17 protein-coding genes are annotated in these 20,670 nt (G+C 62.9%); 5 read left to right on the forward strand and 12 right to left on the reverse strand.

All coding sequences use genetic code 11. The annotated features are described in order from the left end of the window. Nucleotides 1–47 precede the first annotated feature (47 nt). The 3 genes from OHL11_RS03195 to OHL11_RS03205 all read right to left on the reverse strand — a co-directional run bounded on the left by OHL11_RS03195 (nt 48) and on the right by OHL11_RS03205 (nt 1,596). Complete coding sequence (locus OHL11_RS03195) at nt 48–326, reverse strand: hypothetical protein (protein ID WP_263370028.1); 279 nt, start codon at nt 324–326, stop codon at nt 48–50. A 230-nt stretch (nt 327–556) separates the two neighbouring features. After that, nucleotides 557–1,111: a CDP-alcohol phosphatidyltransferase family protein gene (locus tag OHL11_RS03200; RefSeq protein ID WP_390235355.1), complete on the reverse strand. Its 555-nt coding sequence runs from the start codon at nt 1,109–1,111 to the stop codon at nt 557–559. 116 nt (nt 1,112–1,227) lie between these two features. Further along, a complete protein-coding gene (locus OHL11_RS03205; protein ID WP_263370029.1) occupies nt 1,228–1,596 on the reverse strand; it encodes a DUF3861 domain-containing protein in 369 nt (122 codons plus the stop codon). Nucleotides 1,597–1,632: 36 nt separating this feature from the next. Here OHL11_RS03205 and OHL11_RS03210 point away from each other — a divergent pair, with 36 nt between their 5' ends. Continuing rightward, entirely contained in the window at nt 1,633–2,103 is a 471-nt protein-coding gene (locus tag OHL11_RS03210; protein WP_263370030.1) for an RrF2 family transcriptional regulator, read from the forward strand. Nucleotides 2,104–2,181: 78 nt separating this feature from the next. Beyond that, nucleotides 2,182–3,453 (forward strand): IscS subfamily cysteine desulfurase, encoded by a 1,272-nt coding sequence (locus OHL11_RS03215; RefSeq protein WP_317890615.1) that lies wholly within the window; start codon nt 2,182–2,184, stop codon nt 3,451–3,453. Nucleotides 3,454–3,517: 64 nt separating this feature from the next. Here the strand turns inward: OHL11_RS03215 and OHL11_RS03220 are convergent, their stop codons facing one another. Beyond that, nucleotides 3,518–5,053 (reverse strand): hypothetical protein, encoded by a 1,536-nt coding sequence (locus OHL11_RS03220; protein ID WP_263370031.1) that lies wholly within the window; start codon nt 5,051–5,053, stop codon nt 3,518–3,520. Between the two features lie 212 nt (nt 5,054–5,265). Here OHL11_RS03220 and OHL11_RS03225 point away from each other — a divergent pair, with 212 nt between their 5' ends. Together OHL11_RS03225 and OHL11_RS03230 are read left to right on the forward strand one after the other, a co-directional pair. Further along, nucleotides 5,266–6,966 (forward strand): NAD-dependent malic enzyme, encoded by a 1,701-nt coding sequence (locus OHL11_RS03225; RefSeq protein WP_263370032.1) that lies wholly within the window; start codon nt 5,266–5,268, stop codon nt 6,964–6,966. A gap of 3 nt (nt 6,967–6,969) precedes the next feature. Continuing rightward, complete coding sequence (locus OHL11_RS03230) at nt 6,970–8,166, forward strand: BaiN/RdsA family NAD(P)/FAD-dependent oxidoreductase (protein ID WP_263370033.1); 1,197 nt, start codon at nt 6,970–6,972, stop codon at nt 8,164–8,166. Here OHL11_RS03230 and OHL11_RS03235 read toward each other — a convergent pair. The 4 genes from OHL11_RS03235 to OHL11_RS03250 form a co-directional block, all read right to left on the reverse strand. After that, nucleotides 8,163–12,689, reverse strand: coding sequence for a beta strand repeat-containing protein (locus OHL11_RS03235; protein WP_263370034.1), 4,527 nt, complete (start codon nt 12,687–12,689; stop codon nt 8,163–8,165). The genes OHL11_RS03230 and OHL11_RS03235 overlap by 4 nt on opposite strands. 199 nt (nt 12,690–12,888) lie before the next feature. Beyond that, nucleotides 12,889–13,863, reverse strand: coding sequence for a PDZ domain-containing protein (locus tag OHL11_RS03240; protein WP_263370035.1), 975 nt, complete (start codon nt 13,861–13,863; stop codon nt 12,889–12,891). A 10-nt stretch (nt 13,864–13,873) separates the two neighbouring features. Beyond that, nucleotides 13,874–14,839: an anti-sigma factor family protein gene (locus tag OHL11_RS03245; RefSeq protein WP_263370036.1), complete on the reverse strand. Its 966-nt coding sequence runs from the start codon at nt 14,837–14,839 to the stop codon at nt 13,874–13,876. A gap of 90 nt (nt 14,840–14,929) precedes the next feature. Then, nucleotides 14,930–15,697 (reverse strand): RNA polymerase sigma factor, encoded by a 768-nt coding sequence (locus OHL11_RS03250; protein WP_263370037.1) that lies wholly within the window; start codon nt 15,695–15,697, stop codon nt 14,930–14,932. Between the two features lie 117 nt (nt 15,698–15,814). Here OHL11_RS03250 and OHL11_RS03255 point away from each other — a divergent pair, with 117 nt between their 5' ends. Beyond that, the gene (locus OHL11_RS03255; protein ID WP_263370038.1) at nt 15,815–16,501 is read left to right on the forward strand and encodes a ribonuclease HI family protein; all 687 of its coding nucleotides are present in this window, start codon (nt 15,815–15,817) and stop codon (nt 16,499–16,501) included. A 42-nt stretch (nt 16,502–16,543) separates the two neighbouring features. On the opposite strand, the gene OHL11_RS03260 is transcribed toward OHL11_RS03255, so the two are convergent. Genes OHL11_RS03260 through OHL11_RS03275 form a run of 4 tightly spaced genes read right to left on the reverse strand, consistent with a single transcriptional unit; the run spans nt 16,544 to nt 20,599 of the window. After that, nucleotides 16,544–17,518 carry an LOG family protein gene (locus tag OHL11_RS03260; RefSeq protein WP_263370039.1) on the reverse strand — a complete coding sequence of 325 codons (975 nt, stop codon included), beginning with the start codon at nt 17,516–17,518 and terminating at the stop codon, nt 16,544–16,546. Between the two features lie 38 nt (nt 17,519–17,556). Next, entirely contained in the window at nt 17,557–17,904 is a 348-nt protein-coding gene (locus OHL11_RS03265; protein WP_263370040.1) for a hypothetical protein, read from the reverse strand. Between the two features lie 19 nt (nt 17,905–17,923). Continuing rightward, nucleotides 17,924–18,670: an SGNH/GDSL hydrolase family protein gene (locus OHL11_RS03270; RefSeq protein ID WP_263370041.1), complete on the reverse strand. Its 747-nt coding sequence runs from the start codon at nt 18,668–18,670 to the stop codon at nt 17,924–17,926. Nucleotides 18,671–18,718: 48 nt separating this feature from the next. Then, the gene (locus OHL11_RS03275; protein WP_263370042.1) at nt 18,719–20,599 is read right to left on the reverse strand and encodes an alpha-L-arabinofuranosidase C-terminal domain-containing protein; all 1,881 of its coding nucleotides are present in this window, start codon (nt 20,597–20,599) and stop codon (nt 18,719–18,721) included. Nucleotides 20,600–20,670 lie beyond the last annotated feature (71 nt).

Raw genomic sequence — 20,670 nt, forward strand, 5'->3', positions numbered from 1 at the left:
AGACGCACGAACTGCATCCTTTGGTAACAGCAACTTAGCGGGGAGGCTTACTGCAGGAGACGGCGGCTGGAGCTCAAACGCATCCCAAACTCCATGCGGCGCACGGGCGTGGTGGATGGGAAGAAGAAGGAGCGGATCAGCTCAAGCGCCACCCAGGCGAAGCTCGTCAGCATGATCAAACCGCACTTGTGCTTCAGGCAGCTCAGGTACGTGGTCGGGTCGCTGAGCGTGATCTCCACATGCCCCTCTGCCACCACCATGGCGATGCAGAAAAGAGCGATGAGGGAAGCAGGGATCAGGTTGCCGGAAGCACGGAAGGAGCGCATAGATACATAGGTAATCGGTTACGCGCGGCAAATCGATCCCACATGGCCTACCTTCGGACGGACGTAACGGTTACTGGAACTACCGCATACGTGTTAGGTCGAGTAACGTGACCTGCACTCAAGGTGGAAGTTACGACCTGGATACCTGTAATGAATTTGCCACTGGCAGAAATGCCATATCACGCTGAAAAAGCGGTGTTTTTGCGTTCCGAAGCGTAGCCCGTTGCGGGCTAAACTTCTGCGGCGACCGCCGGGGAGTTGCTGCCACCGCCTCCACCGCTTTGGACGCGGCGCAGCGTGATCCAGGCGTACTGCGCGGCGGAAAGCGGTGCCAGCCAGGCGACACCGAGCAGCAAACCGCGCTGCAGCATCGCGAGCGGCCAGCACGGCCACACCTGAGCGGTCATCACCACGAGCAGCGTGAGAATCTGCACGGCGGTGCTGGTTTTGCCCAGCCAGCTCGGGCGGAAGTCCCGCAGAATGTTGGTGATGTAGAGCAGCGTCGAGATCAGCAGGATGCCGAGATCGCGGCTGAAAACCAGCACCGTAACGTAGCGCGGGATGATCCCCTCATGCGTGAGCACGAGGAAGAGCGTGGACATCAGCAGCTTGTCCGCGATGGGGTCGAGGTATTGGCCGAGCGTGGTGTGCTGCTTCAGCCAGCGTGCGAAAAGGCCATCGAAGAAGTCCGAAAGGCCGGCGATCCAGAGCAGCACGAAGGCGGTGCGCCAGTTGCCGTCGAGGATCTGGATGACCAGAAACGGCAGCACAAACAGACGAAGCATCGTCAGCATGTTGGGCACGGCGGCGAATTGGCTCAGCGTGGGCAAGGAAAGCAGTAGCGCGAAAAGCAGAAGCTAAACGATGTTAGCCCAAACTGCTGCTTTCCGCGCTGCGAAGCCTATTCCTTGACGGGAACTTGCTTGAAGTTGCCGATGAACTCATGCAGCGCCGTCCATGCGGGGGCGAAGAGCTCTTCCTTGCGGTGGGCGAGGACGACTTCGCTGAAGAGCTTCAAGCCGAGCGCCAGCGATGCGGCTTCATCCTCGGTCCACTGGTTCTTGGAGCGCGTGCGCGCAATGATGGAGAAGAGGTCGTCGTGGTTGACGGTCTCAAACTGCAGCTTGTCATCGGGCGCGCCCGAGGGCAGCGGCTTGGCATCATCGACGACACGTTCGAGCGTGATCTTGTAGCGATACATGCCGGTTGGATGAACCGAAAGATGGCGTGGATTCTGCGGGATCGCGTATTGCCGCAGATTGCGACGCACCGTACACTGGAGGAGTAACAATATAGGTTCCCGACGATGCTGCGACTGACAAAAAAAGCGGACTACGGACTGATGGCGCTCAAGTACCTTGCCGAGCAGCAGCAGTTCAGCGCCTCCGGTGTAGCTGCGGCTTCGGCCAAGGCGATTGCCGAGGCCTACCACATCCCGCCGCAGTTGCTGGCAAAGATCCTGCAGACGCTGGCGAAGGCCGGCCTGTTGGTTTCTCATGCGGGAACGAATGGCGGCTACGCGCTGGCCCGCCCTTCGGCGGAGATCAATGCGTTTGAGGTCATCCGTGCCATCGATGGTCCGCTCTTTATTACAAGTTGCATCACGATTCACGGAACTTGCGACCTTGCAGGCCATTGCACCATCAAAGAACCGTTGCGCAAAGTGAACGACTCCATCAAGGACCTGCTAAGCGGCATTCATATTGCCGACCTCGTCGAGTCGGACGCTGCGCCCGCAAACGCGCTGGCGGGTGGACTCGTTTCCATCGCGCTGTAAGCACGACACAAGATTTTGCTCGATCGGGTCCGCCCCCGGAACCCGCGAACCATAACGACTTTAGGAGCCCGAAACACCATGCCCGAATCCCTTGGAATGAATGTCGTCCAGTCGAACAAGCCGTTGCCCGAAGGCGTGACGCTGCCCATCTACATGGACAACCACGCGACCACGCCGCTTGATCCGCGCGTGCTCGAGCAGATGATGCCGTACCTGACGGGCATCTTCGGCAACGCGGCCAGCCGCAACCACTCGTTTGGCTGGGAAGCGGAGCAGGCAGTCGATAAGGCTCGCGAGCAGATCGCCAAGCTGATCGGCTGCACCTCGAAGGAGATCATCTTCACCTCCGGCGCGACCGAGTCGAACAACCTCGCCATCAAGGGCGTGGCTGAGATGTACCGCGAGAAGGGCAACCACATCATCACGCAGATGACCGAGCACAAGGCTGTGCTCGATACCTGCAAGAAGCTCGAGAAGCAGGGCTTCATCGTGACCTATCTGCCCGTGCAGGCTGACGGTCTCGTGGACATCGAAGACATCAAGGCCGCGATCACCGACAAGACGATCCTCGTTTCGATCATGTACGCGTCGAACGAAATCGGCGTGATCCAGCCGATCAAGGAAATCGGCGCTCTGTGCCACGAGAAGGGCATCATCTTCCACACAGACGCTGTGCAGGCCGTTGGCAAGATCCCCGTCAACGTGCTCTCGGACAACATCGACCTGCTCTCGCTGAGCGGCCACAAGATCTACGGCCCGAAGGGTGTGGGCGCGCTGTATGTTCGCCGCCGCAACCCGCGCGTCCAGCTCACGGAGCAGATCAACGGTGGCGGCCACGAGCGCGGCATGCGTTCGGGCACACTGAACGTCCCGGGCATCGTCGGCCTCGGCGCTGCTTGTGAGATCTGCATGAACGAGATGGAAGCGGAAGGCAAGCGCGAGCTCGAACTGCGCGAGTACCTGCAGAAGAAGCTCGAAACGGCGCTCGACTACACGCAGGTGAACGGCAACATGGACCACCACCTGCCGGGCAACCTGAACATGTCGTTCGTGTACGTGGAAGGCGAGAGCCTGCTGATGGGCATCAACGACATCGCGGTGTCGTCGGGTTCGGCCTGCACCTCGGCCACGCTGGAGCCGTCGTACGTGCTGAAGGCCCTCGGCCTCGGCGACGACGTAGCGCACAGCTCGATCCGCTTCGGTCTCGGCCGCTTCAACACCAAGGCTGAGGTGGACTACGTTGCCGACAAGCTGATCGACGTCGTCGTGAAGCTGCGCGAGCTTTCGCCGCTCTACGAGATGGTGAAGGAAGGCATCGACCTGACGAAGATCGAGTGGGCTGCCCACTAAGCCGCAAGCGCTTCAAAAAGAAAGGCCGCCCGCAGTGGGCGGCCTTTCTGCGCTTGGGGGGCGCCTAGTCCGGGTAGGTTCCGCAGAGATCGCTGGGATGGTCCGAGGCGACGAAATTGTAGGTGCCGCCGGTCTTACCCTGGAAGGCGTAGTCGCTCTGGATGAGATGAACGAGAGCGTCGGTGTCAGGCAAGCCGGGGCGCACCCAGACATAGTGGAAGTCGCAGGTCTGGACGGCGAAGATACCAGCGAGCTTATAGTGATTGGCTTCGGCGTACTGCCGCAGCGTGTAGTCGACGGTGTAGAGGCGGGAGTCGAAGTCTTTGACCGCGCGCGCCTGAAAAGCCGCACTTGGTGCAGGCGTCGGCCCTAGGTAATAGCTGTGATAGATGATGAGCGCGGGCTTGTACTGGTCGATGTACTGCGCGGTGATGACGCCTTGATGGTGCGCGAGATATTCGTCGTTGAGCCCGAGCGCATCCATGGCGGTCCAGTCCGAGTAAAGCGGCATGATGCCAGCCTCAGTGCTGATCATGGAGTAACCCTTTGGACCGTAGGGGGAGAGCTTCAGCGCGAAGGCCTTCACCGAACCTTCGTCCTGATAGGCTTCATCGCCATACTTCGCCAGCAGCAGACTGGAGACCACCATGACGCATCCGATGCCAAGCGCTACCTGGCGCACTGCAGGCCACGCCACGGCGGGCGTGCGGTCTCGCAGCGCGGCCCAGGCGACGATGCCGACCTGTCCGGCGGTGAAGATACCGATGGGGTAAAGCACCCACTCAAAGCGCGAGTAATGGTTGTTGATGAGCGACGTGTGCGCCCAGCAGGCGATCCAGCCGAGCAGAAGCAGAGCGAAGGGCAGCAGTTTCTTCCGCGCGGGACGAAAGAAAACTCCGGCTCCGAAGAGCGGAAGAATGCCGAGAAAGAAGTAAAAGTAGGCGAGCACCATCGAGCGCAGGTTCTGGCTGAGGACGCCGGAGCTACCCTTGACGTAGAACGGATTGGGGAACGGGTGGCCGAAGTAGTGGATGCGCCAGGCGAAGTAGGCTCCGCCGAGGATGGCGAAGATAGCCGCGAATGTGAGAAAGAGCTTGAACTTGCCCGGTCCGCGGGTGAAACCGAGGAAGATCAGCAGCATAAGCGCGCCGAGCAGTACGCCGTCTGGCCGGATGAGTCCGACGAGGAGGCAGAGCAGGCTGAAAGACAAGGCCTTGCCCGTCGTGATGCCGGAGTCCATCATGCGCCAGCCAACGAGCCACGCGAGCAGCGCAGGCAGAGCGTAGAGCGGCGCGCCGAAGAGACTGTCGGAGAAATGGTATGCCGGGCCGATAGCGAAATAAACCGTGAGCGCGAGTGCGAAGGCCAGCGGGACGCGCGCGTTGCGGCGCAGGGAAAGGAAGATCACGGCGGCCGTGATCGCCTGCGAGAGCCAAAGGAAGATCCGCGCGGTGACCTCGACGCTGAGGTGCGAGAGGCGGCTGCCCCAGCCGAGCGCGGCCATATAGAGGAAGTCCGTGGCGCCTTCGACAGGATGTTGGCCAACGTTCCACGTGATGCCGTGGCCTTCGGCAAAGTGGCGCGAATATCGCAGCAACATGGCAGCGTCTTCGGCAGGGACTGCGTGGGGGTGTGTGCGTATCTTCCACACAAGTAAAGAGAAGAGTGCGAGCGCAAAAGCAATAGCGTAGTCTGCGCCCCCCGCTCGTTGAGGGGTGGTGACGTTAGCTTCCTGAGGCATGGAGCGATAATCGCAGAGCGGTTCGGAGAGACGCAACAACTATCTTGCTGATTCGCTATGATGTTTCAGACATGCCTCCGATTCCACGCTCGACTCCGGAAATCGTCGAGACCTCGCTCACCGGCCTCGGTCTTCTCAATACCCCGATCTTCAACAAGGGCACCGCGTTCACTGAAGAGGAGCGCGATGAATTCTCGCTGCACGGCTTGCTGCCGCCGCAGATCGGCACGCTCGACCAGCAGGTTGCGCGCCGTCTGAAGGCCTTCCGCTCGCAGCCGGACGCCTTCTCGAAGTACACCTTCATGCGCGACCTGCAGGACGTGAATGAGACGCTTTTCTACGCGCTTATCACGCGCAACGTCGAAGAGATGTTGCCGGTCGTGTACACGCCGGCCGTAGGCGAAGGCTGCCAGCGCTTCTCGGAGATCTGGCGCAAGCCACGCGGCGTGTTCTTGTCTTACCCGAACCAGGACCGCATCGAGCGCATCCTCAACCATCCGCGCTATGACGGCGTGCGCTGCATCGTTGTCTCGGACGGCGAACGCATCCTCGGCCTGGGTGATCAGGGTGCGGGAGGCATGGGCATCCCCATCGGCAAGCTCGCGCTGTACACGGCGCTTGCGGGCATTCACCCGCTGAGCTGCCTGCCGGTCTTCCTCGACGTCGGCACCGACAACGAAGAGCGCCGCAACGATCCGCTCTACCTCGGCTGGAAGCACGAGCGTGTGCGTGGGCCAGAGTATGACAACTTCGTCGACCGCTTCGTGCGTGCGGTGAAGAAGCGTTGGCCGCATGTCTTGCTGCAGTGGGAAGACTTCGCCGGCGCCAACGCAGGCAAGCTCCTTGAGAAGTATCGCAACCAATTGCCGAGCTTCAACGACGACATTCAAGGCACTGCGGCGGTCGCGCTTTCGACGGTTCTTGCTGCGGCCAACGCAACCGGTATGCCGCTACGTGAGCACCGCTTCCTTTTCGTCGGCTTCGGCGCAGCGGGTTGCGGCATCGCGAGCTTCCTCGAGCTCGCGCTGAAGCATGCGGGGCTTTCGGATGAAGAGGCGCGCAGTCGCTTCTATGCGATTGATCGTCCCGGTTTGCTGATGGACTCGACGCCCGGCATGCATCCTTCGCAGCAGCCGTTTGCGCGCAAGGCCAGCGAGACCGAGAGCTGGCAGCACATGCCCGATGGCGGAGTATCGCTGCTCGAAACCGTGGAACGTGTGCGCCCGACCGTGATGATCGGCGTCAGCGGACAGCCCGGCGCGTTCAGCGAAGAGGTGGTGCGTGCGATGGCGAAGCATGTCGAGCGCCCGGTGATCCTGCCGCTTTCCAACCCGACTTCGCGCGCCGAAGCGACGCCGCATGACCTCATCCACTGGACCGACGGCAAGGCGATCATCGGCACCGGAAGCCCATACGCTCCGGTGGAGTACAACGGCCAGACGTACCGCACGGTGCAGACGAACAACTCCTACATCTTCCCCGGTCTTGCGCTTGGCATCGTGGCTGCGCGCGCGCGTCGTGTGTCGGACGGCATGATCATGGCCGCGGCGGAAGCGCTCGCGGCGATGTCGCCGACGGTGAAGAATGCAAGCGCTCCGCTGCTTCCGCCGCTCGATACGCTGCGCGAGGTTTCGTGGAACGTCGCGGTGGCCGTAGCTCGCGAAGCCGAAAAGGAAGGCCTCACCGCGTTGCGCGGCGCGGACCTCGAAGCGTCATTGCACGCAACGATCTGGGAGCCTGTCTACCTGCCGTTCAAGCGGCGTCGCGGTTAGTTGATGACGCACTGGGACGCCATCGTCATTGGCGCAGGCGCGGCGGGCATGATGTGCGCGTTCGAAGCGGGTCGCCGCGGCAAGCGCGTACTGCTGCTCGACCATGGCGAGAAGCCCGGCCGCAAGATCCTCATCTCCGGCGGCGGTCGCGCGAACTTCACGAACACGGGCACGACCGCAGCGAATTACCTCAGTGAGAACCCGCATTTTGCGAAGTCAGCGCTGGCACGCTTCACGCCGCGCGATATGATCGCGCTCGTGGAGAAGCACGGCCTGCGTTATCACGAGAAGACGCTCGGCCAGCAGTTCTTCGACAACTCTGCACGCGAGTTGGTGACGCTGCTCGAACGTGAGTGCGGTGACGCGGGTGTCATCACGCGTTGCGGCGTAAGCATCCTGAGTGTCAGCAAAGACGGTGACGACTTCGTCGTCGAGAGTTCGCAGGGCACCGAGCGTGCGCGTGCTCTAGTGATCGCCACGGGCGGACTGTCGATTCCCAAGCTCGGCGCAACGGGCTTTGGCTATAACCTCGCGCGGCAGTTCGGTCACTCGATCATCGACACGCGCGCGGCGCTGGTGCCGTTAGTTTTCCTGCCAGAAGATCGCGACGCATGGTGCGATCTCACGGGCACCTCGGCAGAGGTCGTTGTGAAGGTGGATGCGCCGAGCAACAAGCGCAACGTAAAGGTTCCAGCATTCCGCGAGAAGGCGTTGATCACGCATCGTGGTTTGAGCGGGCCGGCGATCTTGCAGATCTCTTCATATTGGAGACCCGGGCAGAACATCTCGCTCGACCTCGCCCCGGGGCAAGAAGTCTTCACGCCGATCACCCAGCACAATACGCCGCGCGACCTTTCGATGCTGCGCGCAGCACTGCGCACAGCGCTTTCGCAGCGCTTGGCGGACCGCTGGTTGCGGCTCAACGAAGAGCGCATTCGATTCACCAATCAAGCGTTGATTGAGATGGAGAAAGAGCTTCATGCGTGGGCCGTTCGCCCCGCTGGCGACGAAGGCTATGAGAAGGCCGAGGTCACCGCAGGCGGCGTGGATACAAACGAGCTCAATGCAAGCACGATGGAGTCGAAGCGCGCGCCTGGCCTGTACTTCATCGGCGAGGTCGTCGATGTGACCGGCTGGCTCGGTGGCTATAACTTCCAGTGGGCGTGGGCGAGCGCTGTAGCTGCTGGTCGCTCGCTTTAGTTCACGGTCAGCGTGAGCGGCAGCGAGTGCGTAACGCCAGCCGCAGTGCCGCTCACCGTGAGTGTGTAGCTGCCGTTAGGCGTTGGCAGTTGCGTGCTGCCGGTGCCATTGCCCGGAGTCGTCCTTCCCGCGCCGCAGCCACTCAAGCTCATCAGCATCAGTAATGGCAGTACTCGAAGCAGTTTGCGGCGGTGTATGCAGAGCCAGAGCAGCGGCGTTGCAAGCGCATAGAGTGTGAGGTCGCGCATCCACGGCAGCGTGTGGCGCTCGTTGTGAAGAGTGGCAACTCCGGTCGCCACGATGACGGAGACGTTGAGCGTAGAGCCGAGCGTTGCGGATGATGGCGACACCACGCAAGTAGCGTGTGCGGGAGCACCAGCACAGCTCAGGCTGACGCTGCTGGTCAGGCCGCTTACGGATGTCAGCCTCAACGGATACGTGGCACTGCCATTGGAGCCGCCGAGGCTCGCGGTCGTTGCGCCATTGGAGGTCAACGAGAAGTCGGCGCCTACACCGCTGAGCGCAGCGGACTTCGTCCCTGCGCTTGTGGTCGCAATGAGTGACCCCGTGCGTGCGCCCGCTGTCGTGGGCGAAAAGATAAGAGTGGCGCTGCAGGCCGCGCTTGCTGCGAGGGTGTTCGTGCAGTTGCTTGCGGCAAGGATGAAGTCGCCGGTCGGCGCGAGCGAGGTGATGCTGAGTGTGGCTCCGCCGTTGTTGGTGAGCGTGACGACCTGCGCTGTCGAACTAAGGCCCACACCGATTTCGCCGAAGGCCATCGAAGATGGCGTGAGGCTTACGCCTGCCGGTGCGAGTCCGTTACCTGTGAGGGCGACCGTCTGCGAGCGAAACTGATCGCTCACAGTGAGTGTCGCGGTACGCGAGCCGACGGCAGCGGGTGCGAAGGCGACGCTGATGGCGCACGTGCTGTGCGCGGCCAGCGTCGCACCGCATCCGTTCGTTGCACTGAACTCCGCAGAGCCTGTCGCTGCGGTGATGAGGGTGAGCGCGTTGTCGCCGCTGTTGGTGACGGTTACGTTTTGCGCAGCGCTGAGAGTGTTCAGTACCTGATCGCCAAAGCTCAACGCCGTGGGTGTGAGTGTGTCTGTCGCTGGCGCGTTGCCGGTGCCTGTCAGCAGAGCGGTCTGTGTGCCAGCGGAGTCCACAACGGTGAGTGTGCCGCTGCGTGTGCCGCTTGCCGAAGGCGCGAATGTCACGCTGATCGAGCAGGAGTTCTGCGACGTGATCGTCGTCGCGCAGGTGTTGCCTGCGATGGCGAAGTCACCGCTCACTATGGTGCTGTTGATCGTTGCGGTGTTGCCGCCAGTGTTGGCGATGTTGATGATCTGCGCCGCGCTCGTCTGGTTCACTGTGGTGGCGGGAAAGGTGAGCGATGCGGGCGTGAGCACTACCGTGGCAGGCGTTGTGCCAGTGCCGCTCAGCGCGATGGTGGCCTGGCCGCCGCTCACATTGGCGTAGAGAGTGAGTGTGCCGCTGCGCGTGCCGATCGTGGTGGGAACAAACGCGACTTGAATCGTGCACGTACTGCCAACGGCGAGAGTCTGCGCGGCGCAGTTGTCCGTTTCAGTGAAGTCGCCGCTCACGATGAGTGATGTGATCGACAAAGCAGACGAGCCGTTGCTCGTGACGGTGATGCTTTGCGTCGCGCTGATGCTGGCAACTTGTTGCGCGGAGAAGGTGAGCGCTGTTGGCGATACGCTCATGCCGGGTTGAGCGCTGGTCGTTGCTGCGAGCAGCGGCGTTTGCCATAGGCCGCGACCGTAGGTTCCCGCACGCAACATGCCGAGGCGGCCATCCCCTGTTGCGAGATTTGCTGCCGTGGCGAGCGAGGTTACGGGAGCGTTCGGCAGCCCGGTGCCGAGCAGGTTCCAACATGAAGTCGTGCCGCAGGTGGTGATGCTTTGCGTCGCATACACGCCTGAGTCCGTGGCTACATAGACGGTGTTCGCATCGTTCGGATCAACGGCGAGCGCGTTCGCGGGCGCGGCGGGAAGATTGCTTGTGATGTTGCTCCAGTGCGCACCGAAGTCCGTTGAGCGATAGACGTGAGGCGAGGTCGTGGTGGTCGTGCCGAAGCCCATCACGGTGGCGTATACGGTCGCACCGGTCGTGTCATGCGCATCGGCGACGACGGAGGAGATATCGAAGCCATCGGGGTTGAAGACGCCAGCGTTGCTTGCATCGTTCGTGACGGTGTTCTTCGCGAGGCCGGTCCATGGCGTCGCGTTCGTTGCCGTGTTTGCGGATTTCGTCATGAAGAGATGTCCGCCGAGCGCCGTAGTACCGCCGTCGAGCGTTCCGGCAAGACCCGCATAGAGCACGGGTGAGCCTGCGCTCTGTGCGTTCGACGAAATGACTGCAGCACCGCCTGCGGCGAGCGATCGCACGAGAGGGCCGTTGCTCGTGCAAGGCACTGCACCTCCGCTGAAACTTGTAGAGAGCGCGTTCGAGGTGCTCCACGTCGCGCCCGAGGAGGCCGGGCCTCGCCATGCGCGACAGGTTGCGGTGATGAGGTTGGTCGTCAGCGCAGGGTCGAGCAGCGCGGGTGCATCGACGAGTGCGTTGTCGTTTGAAACCTCTGCGGCGCCGATCGTCGCCGCGCCGGTGAAGCTCGCGGCGTTGCAGCTTGCGCCGAGCGTGCAGGCCTTCAAGTTCACGCCTGCGCCGATCGTTGCGTACCAGTTGGAGGTGTTGTTGGCATCGATCAGCGGATAGCCGCCTTCGCCCGCGCAGAGTTGCGTCCACGCCGTGAGAGAGGAGGCCGCCGCTGTTGCGGCTGTGCCGTTCGCGCCGAGGCCGGCGAGGAGTGTGCCGCTGTCGTTGGGCGCTTGCGCAAAGCCTACGACCTCAGCGAGTGACCCGCCTGCGCCGAGTTGCGCGTTGAGGTTGTCGAAGTGGGTGGCATCGCTGCTTGCGCAGGCTGAGCCGGTTTGCGCGACGCCGTCGGTCGAGCGCCACAGGCCGCCGTCGTTGCCGAGGAAAAGGAGAGGCGTTCCGCTATTCAGCGCGAGGGCCGCGATCGCGTGTTGGGCGGGCGCGACTCTGGCGGGAGCCGCGCAGCCGTTCGACGCGTTCGTGGTGTTGCGCCAGGTGCAGCTAGTCGCGTTGTCCGCAAGCGCACAGCGGTATAGGTCGATAGTGCCTGCGAAGAGCAGAGTGCCGGTGGCGGTAGGCGCCGCGGTGAGCGTGAGGTTGTAGTCGCCCTGCGTGATGACGGGGCTCGTAGTGCTGACGTCGAGACTGCCGGCGTCGAGCTTCGTTGTGAACGTTGGGGTGCTGCTCGCGCAGGTTCCGCTGGAGTTCATGCTGCAGAGGTCTTGCCACAGGCCCTGGTCGCTGTTGCTGCTATCGACGGTCAGCGCGTAGAGGTCGCCCGTCGCTGGTTGCACGGCCAGCGCTCCACGAAAGATCGGACAGTTCGCGGAGCCGAGGCCGTTCGCGCCCACCGGGCAGTTTGTCGTGGTCAAAGCTGTTCCGGGTTGATGCGTGAGTCGCGTCCACGTCACGCCGTCGGTGCTGGAGTAGTAGCCATGTGCGCGCACGGCGGCGAAGAAGCTCGCGCGTTGTGCGTCCCAGACCACGGAGGTCGCAGCATTGCCGGTGACGCTCGTCGTGGAAGGCTGTGGTGTCTGTACGGTGTTGGCTCCGTCGTAGAGCGTTGCCATCTTCCAGGTCACGCCTGCGTCGGTGGAGTAGTAGAGCCCCGCGACTGAGGATGTTTGCGTCGCGCCGACGTCCGCGGCCTGCGGCGAAGTGGTGAACGCGGCGACAACGAGCGTCGGTGTCTTGCTGCTCCACGCGAGCCCCGCAGTGCTCAAGCCGACGAAAGAATGCTTGCCGTTCGCGCCGTCGTTAGAGCTTTGCAGAAGCGTCCACGTTGCGCCGCCGTCAGCGGAGCGAAGCAGGCCTTCACCGTAGAGTGAGTCGGTCGCATCGTTCGGGTCGCCTGTGCCCGCGAGTACGATGCCGTTGCTCACCGGTTGCACTGCCACTGCGCCGATGGAGAGTGATGGAGTGATGCTCGCGCCTGCGCTTTGGCTGAAGACGGAAAGCGTGTCGGTCAGCGGCGCGAATGTGACTGCGCCGGCGGCACCCCCGGCGTTGGTGGACTTCCACACACCGCCGCCGGTCGTGCCGAGGAAGAGGGTGTTGCCGGTGGTATCGCTGGCGTCGAAGGCGATCGAGGTGACGCGACCGGTGACGTTGCCGTAGCTCACGCTCAAGACCGAGGATGGCCCAAGCGGCGTCCACGCTGCGGTAAGGTTTGCGTTGCGGGGCTTCAGCAGCAGCGCCGCGTGTTGCGCCTGGGCGCGAAGCTCCGCAGCCGCATCGGCTTGTCCGCGCACGTTGGTGCGGCCGGCGAGATGCTTGCGCGCCTGCAATGCGTGCGCGTCGGGCGGAGGTTGCTGCGCGTGCAGCGACGGCATCGCGAGCATGACGAACATGCTGCGCGACAGGAATTTTCTGCGCTGCGAAGCGCGTAGGAAGCTCGCGAAACGGCTCAACGGCGGGCTCACAAAATCAGGATGGACGCGACGAAGACACATGGCCGCGATGCTCTCTGCGCGTCGGCTTCCAGGATTCGCGTTCTGAATGAAACGCATACTTAGGAAAGCGTGTCGAAGATTAACTGCGGCTTAGATGGCGGTGTCGCGTGATTGAGGCGAGTGTATCAAGGCGCTGTGCTTGCACCAAGTGCGCCGCTTACCAGAGCGCGGTGTGGTCTGGATCGAGCTGGCTTTCCTGCACGGTGGCAGGCTCGGAGCCGAGTGGCTCATCGCGCAACGCACTGCGGTGCTTATCGTTCGGGACGAGCACAATCGTCTGCTCATGCTTGTCGCGCAGCACCACGAGCGAAAGCACGCTGCCACGCATCGCGCGCAGGTGCCGTGTCCAGTCGGAGGTCGTGCGCATGGCGACGTTGTCGACGCGCAGCACGATGTCGCCGGCGTGGATGCCCGCGGCAGCGGCGGGGCTGTTCGGCACCACCGTGTGGACCAGAAGACCCATGCCTGCGGGCGCGCCAAAAAACGTTGCAAGCTGCGGCTCCATCGTGTCCATGCCCAGCCCGGTGAACGGGCCAGTGTGCAGCATGTTGAGTAGCTGCTGCGTGCGTGAGCTTGCAGGCGGCGGCGCGGTTTCCACCGCATAGCCGTCGGACATGAAGCCATGCGCGACACCGGCCGCAGGTGGCGGAGGTGCTGCAGCGGCGAGGTGTTGCATGGCGGAGCGCTCTACGTCGTCACGGCTGGTGAGCCTGGTGTTCACCGTCATCGCCTGGCCGTTGCGCACGACCTCCAGCGCGATGCTCGCGCCTGCACCCGCATCGTGGATCAGCTTGCGCAGCGTGACGGAGTTGTCGACGGCCTGTCCGTTCAACGCGACGATGATGTCATGCGGCCGCAAACCAGCGCGGCCTGCGGGGCCATCGTGGTCGACCATCGCCACTTCCGCGCCGTGGATGCCGCGCAGACGCAGCGATGCGGCCTGTTCATCGGTGACGTCGTGAAACTCGATGCCGAGGTAGCCTTGCTGCGACTTCTGCGCGCCAGTGTGTCCGGAGGCTGCGTGCGAGTTTGCGTGTGCGGTAGAGGCACGCAAGGCGCCCGGTGCAAACGCCAACAGCAGCAGCGCGAGGGCTGCTGCTTGCTGTCGGCTCCTGTTGCGGGTTGCTGTCATTCAGATGGCCTTACTGTACGTCGCCGACGCCTTGCAGCACCTGGAACGATGCGGTGCGGATCGCCGGGTTCGCGTCCTGCGAGCTGACCGTGCGTAGCGCCTGGCGAACGCTGGTGTCTGCGCCCACGGGCGAAAGCAGCGAGACGGCCTGCGTGCGCACCTGTGCCGAGCCGTCGTGCATCATCGCGCTCACCACGGCGTCGCGCACCTGCTCGTCCTCGGTCACATAGGGCTGCAATCCTTCGAGCGCCTTCAGGCGAACGGTCGGGCTCTTGTCATAGTGCAGGGAGGCGAGCAGTGCGCCGCGCACGCTGTCACCCTTGCCGGTCGCTGCATCGCAGCCGCGACCCATACGGCACTGCGCCGAGAGCATGGCTACAGACTGTGCGTGCACTTCGTTGTCGGTGGCGAGCTTGGTGCCGAGCATCAGCAACTGGCGAATCTGCGGATCATCGAGCGAGCCCTGTACGGACTCCGGCACGAGGCGGTTGTACTTCACCTGCACCAGACCGCTGTCCGGCGTTTCCACGATTCCTGAAACATTCGCGATCGGTCCTTGATTGCCGCTCGCCACGACGACCGGCTGCGGCAGCTTGGGCTCGTTGGCGATCTGGTAGCGAGCGACGGCGGTGCCGCCGATGAAGCCTGCGCCGATCAGCAGCGTGGCCAGCGCTGGAGCGCCGCGCATCACACCCTGCCAGCGGAAGAAGTTGGCGACGAAGCGCTGCTTCCACGAGCGCGGTGGCATGGCGTCGAGCGCGTCCTCGAGCCTCATGCGTGAAGCGGCCAGCAAGTTCGGGCTTGGCTCCACGACCGTGTCGAGGTCGAGCTCGCGGTGGAGAATCTCCAGCGCGTTCCACTCGCGACGACAGTCCTCGCATCCGCCGATGTGCCGCTCTACCGCCAGCACCAGATCGTCGGGGAGTTCGCCGTACTGCGCGAGCACCATGTTTTCCTGCACCCGATCACACGTCATCGTTGCGTCCTCTTCACTAGCTCTCTCAAATGGCCCTGTACTGCTTTTGCCGACGAGGTACGTTGCCCCGTGCGGCTGGTGTTGCCTTACTTACCGCACGTCGGCGAGTCTCGCCCGCAGCTTGCGCGTGGCGCGGAAGAGTGTGTTCTTCGCCGTCTCTTCCGTGGTTGAGAGCATCTCGCCAATCGTCCTCAACTTCAAACCCTGGTAATGCTTCAGCTCGAAGACCATCCGCTCGCGCGGGGTCAGGTCATCGAGCGCTTCCTTGATGGCCGTGGCCATCGTCTTGCGATCGAGTTCGCGCGCCGGATTGTGGCTGGCGCGGTCGTCGGCCATATGCGCAAGCAGGTCGATCTCGTCGCCATCGCTGTCGAGCACGGTGGAGGCGTCTTCCTTGCGGCTCTTGCGGCGGCGAAGCTGGTCCAGGCACAGGTTCGTCACGATGCGGTAGAGCCACGTGTAGAACGAGCACTCGAAGCGGAAGTTCGACAGGTGCCGGTAGGCCTTGATGAAGGCGTCCTGATGCACGTCCTGCGCGTCTTCCTCGTTGCCCAGCATGTGCAGCGCGAGTCGCAGCACGCTGCGGTCATAGCGACGCACGAGCGTGTCAAAAGCCGAGCGCTCGCCCTTCTGCGCGGCGCGGATCAGCTCGTCATCTTCGGCGCGCTGCTGTTGGCGCAGTTCTACCTGTTCGGCGCTCAGCCGACCACGGGCGCCCATTTGTGCGACAGCCTTCATAGCTGGCGCTGATTCTACGCCACTTGCCGCTGCGGCGCGTGTCTCGTCCAGGCCCACGGAAAACGGGCTCGGTCGGCGGCCGGGGCCGCCAGGCAGTGCGAATGCTTCGGTTGCGCTCATCGTTCTGTCTGACTCCGGAGTCAGGTACGTCGTACATCGGTTTGGACGGGGAGCGGCAGCGAAGGTGAGCAGGCAATTTCAGCCTTTCCAGAGGCGCTTCCACTAGACTCGGAGGCGATGTCTGGCAATCTTTTTGGCAACGATCCCGTCCCTTCCGAGCCCGCTGCGGCTTCTGACAGCGAATGGCTCACCGCGCACTGCGATGGTGGCTCGCGCGGCAACCCCGGCCCGGCCGGTTTCGGAGCGGTGGTTGTGTCGCCGAAGGGCGAAAATCTGGCCGAGCTTAGCGAATTCCTCGGTATTTTCACGAACAACGTCGCAGAGTACCGTGGGCTGCTCTCGGTGTTGGAGTGGGTCGTGAAAAACGGCTACAAGCGCGTGCGCGTTGTGTCGGATTCGCTGCTGATGGTCAATCAGATCAACGGCAAATACAAGGTGAACTCGCCTGATCTGCGTGAGCTTTGGATGCAGGCGCGCGGCATGATCAAACAGCTCGATGGCTTCGAGATCACGCACGCGCTGCGCCATAAGAACAAGGACGCCGACCGCCTTGCCAACGAGGCGATGGACCGCGGCACGGGCAAGCCTGCTGCCGGTCGTCCCGCTGCGGCGATCCCGTATCCGAAGGCGCCTGGCGCGCCGCAGCCGCCGAGTGCGGGTGGAAGCGCGCCTCGTCCTGCCGCTGCCCCCGTGGCGAGTGGTTCGGGCAAGATGTTCCGCGGTTTTGTACGCGACGGACAGGTGCATCTGCTGGGCGACGCGCGTCTGCCGGATGGCGTATTCGTCAAAGTCGTCGTCGAGTAGGTTTGCTCGTTGTGAGCTGTGTCTTCAGGTCGCGCTAACCCTCTATTTGCGGGTCTTGGCGATGTCCGGGCCGAAGGTTTCCTGCTCGTTGGGCTGAGGCTCGGTGGGCACGGAGCCTTGTTCGCTGCTGTCGGGCATCAGGTGGTTCTCGATCAGACCCTGCTGCACAATGGCGAACGCCTCTTCGGGCGTGTCCGCGAACTTGAAGATGTTCACGTCATTCGGAGAGATCGCGCCCTTGGCCACCAGCGTGTCGAGGTTGATGACGTCGTTCCAGTACTGCTTGCCGTAGATCACGACCGTGATCTTCTTGGCGAGCTTGTGCGTCTGGTCGAGCGTCAGCAGTTCGAACATTTCATCCAGCGTTCCGAAGCCGCCGGGGAAGACCACGAGTGCCTTCGCCAGGTACGCGAACCAGTACTTGCGCATGAAGAAGTAGTGGAAGTTGAAGTTCAGCTCCGGCGTGATGTACGGGTTCGGATACTGCTCGAAGGGCAGCTTGATGTTGAGGCCGATCGTTTTGCCGCCGGCCTCGTAGGCACCGCGGTTGGCGGCTTCCATGATGCCGGGGCCGCCGCCAGAGGTGATGACAAAGCGGTGGCGCTGGCCGGGCAGCGTTGTCGACCATGAGGTGAGCATGTGCGCGAGCTTGCGTGCGTCCTCGTAATAGCGGGCCATCTCGACGGCGGCCTCGGCGCGCTGGCGTTGCAGCTCGGTCGCGGTGCCCTGCGTTAGCGAGTCTGCGCAGGCTGGCTGCTCATCGGCGGGGGCGGGAGTGTTGGAACCGGTGTTGTCCAGCAGCTCAAGCTGCTTGTTCGCCTCGTCCATACCGCGGAAGCGGGCGGAGCCGAAGAAGACGACGGTGTCCTGGATGCGTTCGCGGCGAAAGCGCGCCATGGGCTCGGCGTACTCGGCCATAATGCGCAGCGGACGGCCTTCCGGCGAGTCGAGGAAGAGATCGTTTTCGTAGGCGAGGGGAGCAGCTTCGAGGATCGGGAGCGTGGTGTCGTCGGCCATGCGCTCAAGGGTACTACCGGGGCGCAGCTGTCGTCGCTCTACGCGCGGTAATCGCGGTAGCTCAGCAGCTCGCTGATGCCGATCCAGAGGTCGAGCAGACCGATTCCGCTGAAGAGGCCACGGACCCAGCCGCGCTGCAACACGTTGTCGATCATCGGGTGCGCGTGCATCCAGCTATTCATGTCCCAGTAGCGCGGCGACCACGGCAGTACCGTCATCAGCGCGCCCACATAGAAGCAGAAGAGTACCAGCACAATCAGGCTCGCGCGCTGCAACCAGATCGGTGCAGGCGGATCACTGGGCTTTGGCGCGGCAGAACCCGTCTTCGGGGTGCTCTCCGGGACCTGTGGGGGAAACAGGTCTTGTTGTTGAGACGGCGTCGTCACTCCCTACCACGGTAACAGGCTACGGCTTCGGACGCGACATTGCCTCTGCGACGGCCTTCTCGGCAAGCGGTCCCATCACGGCATAGCCGGCCTCGCTGGGGTGCACGCCTTCCTTGCTCATGCCCGGCTTCATGCCGCCGTCGGCATCTGCCAGCGCTCTGTAGTAGTCGAGGTACACAAGGCCATGGCTGGCCGCGTAGCTGCGAATCCACGCATTCAACGTGCGGATCTTCGGCGCGGGGTTGAGGCCGCGACGCCAGGGAAAATCGAGTGCGGGCGTTACCGAGGCCATCACCACGCGGATGTGGTTTGCGGCAGCGAGCTCCACCATCGAGGTCAGGTTGTCCTCGGTCATCTCCGGCGTCATGGGGCCGGTATTGGCGGCAACGTCGTTGGTGCCTGCGAGAATGACGACGAGCTCCGGGTGCAGCCGCACGACGTCCTGCTGAAAGCGGAGGAGCATCTGCGAGGTCGTCTGGCCGCTGATGCCGCGGTTCACGTAAGGCTTGCCGGGGAAGAACGTGCCGACCTCGCGTCCCCACACCGCCGTGATCGAGTCTCCGAAGAAAACAACGCGACCCGCTTGCGGGGCCAGCATCGCGTCCTCTGCGCCGTAGCACTTCAAGCAGCCGAAGTCTTCATACCGCGACTTCAGCGTGGCAAGTTCTTTCTCCGGATCAGCCGCTGGCTGCGCGGTGGGAGCGGTTTGCGACAGGAGCGGAGCTGCGAACAACGCAAGAGCAAAGGGAAGAAGCAAGGCACGCATGAAATCTCCAGGTGACGCCAGCCGTCTGAAGAACGGCTGCGCACCATGCTACTGCAACGGAATGTCGAGGACCTCGATCGTGTTGCCGGCGAGAGTGTGCTTCCACTCGGCACCGACATTCACGCGGGAGTCCACGGGCACGAGGTGCTTCGGCGCGTCGATGCTGTTGGTGTCCCAGCGGCTCTTTGCAGAAAGCGTGGTCACAGCCGCTTTGCCGGGCTTCACGTGCGGCAGCGAGAGCTCGACGTTGGCTGGCTTGTCGCCACCGTTCACGAGCTTGAGGAAGAGCGTCTTGCCGTCTGCTGAAACCGTGGCGGACGCAAACACGCGGGCCGATTCGCCATCGTTGGTGCTCCTGGCGACAAACGCGCCGAGGTGGTTTGCAAACATCACCTGCGCGTAGTAGCTCGGTGAGCCGTAGGCGTGCGCCGCGTCATAGCCGATGAGGTCGGAGCTCCACTGCATTCCGCCGGGATTCACGTTCACGAACAGCGGCGCGTATGACGCCATGACGATCAGGTCGCTGTTGCGCTCCATGCTCGTCATGAAGGCCGCGTCGCCGAGAGCCGCGGCCATGTTCGGCGTAGGCGTTCCAACGCGCGTCGCCCACTCGCCGATGAAGATCTTCGACCCGCTACGGTCCATCGTGTCGTAGTGGTGCAGCATCGCGTAGAACTCCTCCGGCGACTTGTAATAGTGATCGTCGATGACGTCTGGCACGGTGTTCTTGACCGGCGTCGTGGCGATCAACTTCAGCTCCGGATACTTCGCGCGAATCGCCTTCGCAAACGCGGCAAAGCGGTCTTCGTAGCTTCCGCTCTTATCGAACCAGTCTTCGTTGCCGATCTCGACGTAGTGCAGCGGAAAGGGTTGTGGATGGCCGTCGCGGGCACGCTCGGCGCCCCACTTCGTGTTGGTGTCACCGGTGACGTACTCAATCTCGTCGAGCGCGTCCTGCACGAAGGGCTTCAGCGCTTCGTGATCAACGTGCTTGCCATCGAGCGTGTAGCCCGCGAAGACTGCGAGCAGCGGGTCCATGTGCAGGTCTTCACACCACTCGAGAAACTCCAGCAGGCCGAGCCCATCGCTGGAGCGATAGTGCCACGTGCCCTGGTGCCCGGGGCGATCAATGAGCGGACCGATCGTCTGCTTCCAGTTGTAGTGGTCCTCGATCGTGTTGCCTTCCACGTAGTTGCCGCCGGGCATGCGCAGGAAGTGCGGATGCAGCGCAGCCATCATTTCCATCAGGTCTTCGCGGTTGCCGTTGGCGCGGTTCTTATACGTCGGCGTCATGACGCTGACGAGTTGAAACTGCACCGTGCCGGGATGCGCGAAGGTGATGACGAGGTGATTGTTCTTGCTCGCCACGAGGGTGCTCTTCGTGGGCAACGCGAACTGATACTGCTTCCATGCGCCGTCCTGCAAGGGAACGGTGGCCTCAGCCAACGTTGCATTGTCGACATCAGAAACCAGACGTACACGCGCATCGCCTACGCCGCTCGACTTTGCATAGAACGAGCCCTTGTACTCCGTTGACGGCTTCAGTCCCATGCCCCAGTAGCCATCGTTCATCACGCCTGCCTGGTTCGCCGCGGAGGCGTCCATGATCGTCAGCTTCATGCTGCGCGGCAACGCCTTCGAGGGGCCGTCTGTAGAGGGTTCCATGCTCGCATGGCTGTTGCCTCCGCTCTCGACGAACCAGTGCTCGAAGCCGCTCCAATGCGGTGCGAAGTTGCGATTGTTCACCAGCTCTGCGTAGAGTCCGCCATCGTAGGAGTAGTTGATTTCTTCGGTCATCAAACCGTAGAGCGCAGGGCTGACGGCAGCCACGTGCTGCGTCGGATCGATCGCAATCTTTACGGTAGTTTGCGCAGATGCGGCGGTAGTCACGGCGGCGAGCGCGAGGCTGGCGAAGTTCAGAGGCTTCAAGCAGGACTCCTTTATTTCGGCAGCCATACTATAGGTCGGCTGTCGGCTTCGGCTAGAGAAACCTGCGACGC

Source organism: Granulicella cerasi (assembly GCF_025685575.1).
In the GTDB taxonomy this organism is placed as follows: Bacteria; Acidobacteriota; Terriglobia; order Terriglobales; family Acidobacteriaceae; genus Granulicella; species Granulicella cerasi.

Excerpts from the sequence above, each read along its gene's own strand:
- OHL11_RS03195 (WP_263370028.1), bottom strand. The coding sequence starts at position 326 with ATGCGCTCCTTCCGTGCTTCCGGCAACCTGATCCCTGCTTCCCTCATC.
- OHL11_RS03200 (WP_390235355.1), bottom strand. The coding sequence starts at position 1,111 with ATGCTTCGTCTGTTTGTGCTGCCGTTTCTGGTCATCCAGATCCTCGAC.
- OHL11_RS03210 (WP_263370030.1), top strand. The coding sequence starts at position 1,633 with ATGCTGCGACTGACAAAAAAAGCGGACTACGGACTGATGGCGCTCAAG.
- OHL11_RS03215 (WP_317890615.1), top strand. The coding sequence starts at position 2,182 with ATGCCCGAATCCCTTGGAATGAATGTCGTCCAGTCGAACAAGCCGTTG.
- OHL11_RS03220 (WP_263370031.1), bottom strand. The coding sequence starts at position 5,053 with ATGTTGCTGCGATATTCGCGCCACTTTGCCGAAGGCCACGGCATCACG.
- OHL11_RS03225 (WP_263370032.1), top strand. The coding sequence starts at position 5,266 with ATGCCTCCGATTCCACGCTCGACTCCGGAAATCGTCGAGACCTCGCTC.
- OHL11_RS03230 (WP_263370033.1), top strand. The coding sequence starts at position 6,970 with ATGACGCACTGGGACGCCATCGTCATTGGCGCAGGCGCGGCGGGCATG.
- OHL11_RS03240 (WP_263370035.1), bottom strand. The coding sequence starts at position 13,863 with ATGACAGCAACCCGCAACAGGAGCCGACAGCAAGCAGCAGCCCTCGCG.
- OHL11_RS03245 (WP_263370036.1), bottom strand. The coding sequence starts at position 14,839 with ATGACGTGTGATCGGGTGCAGGAAAACATGGTGCTCGCGCAGTACGGC.
- OHL11_RS03250 (WP_263370037.1), bottom strand. The coding sequence starts at position 15,697 with ATGAGCGCAACCGAAGCATTCGCACTGCCTGGCGGCCCCGGCCGCCGA.
- OHL11_RS03255 (WP_263370038.1), top strand. The coding sequence starts at position 15,815 with ATGTCTGGCAATCTTTTTGGCAACGATCCCGTCCCTTCCGAGCCCGCT.
- OHL11_RS03260 (WP_263370039.1), bottom strand. The coding sequence starts at position 17,518 with ATGGCCGACGACACCACGCTCCCGATCCTCGAAGCTGCTCCCCTCGCC.
- OHL11_RS03270 (WP_263370041.1), bottom strand. The coding sequence starts at position 18,670 with ATGCGTGCCTTGCTTCTTCCCTTTGCTCTTGCGTTGTTCGCAGCTCCG.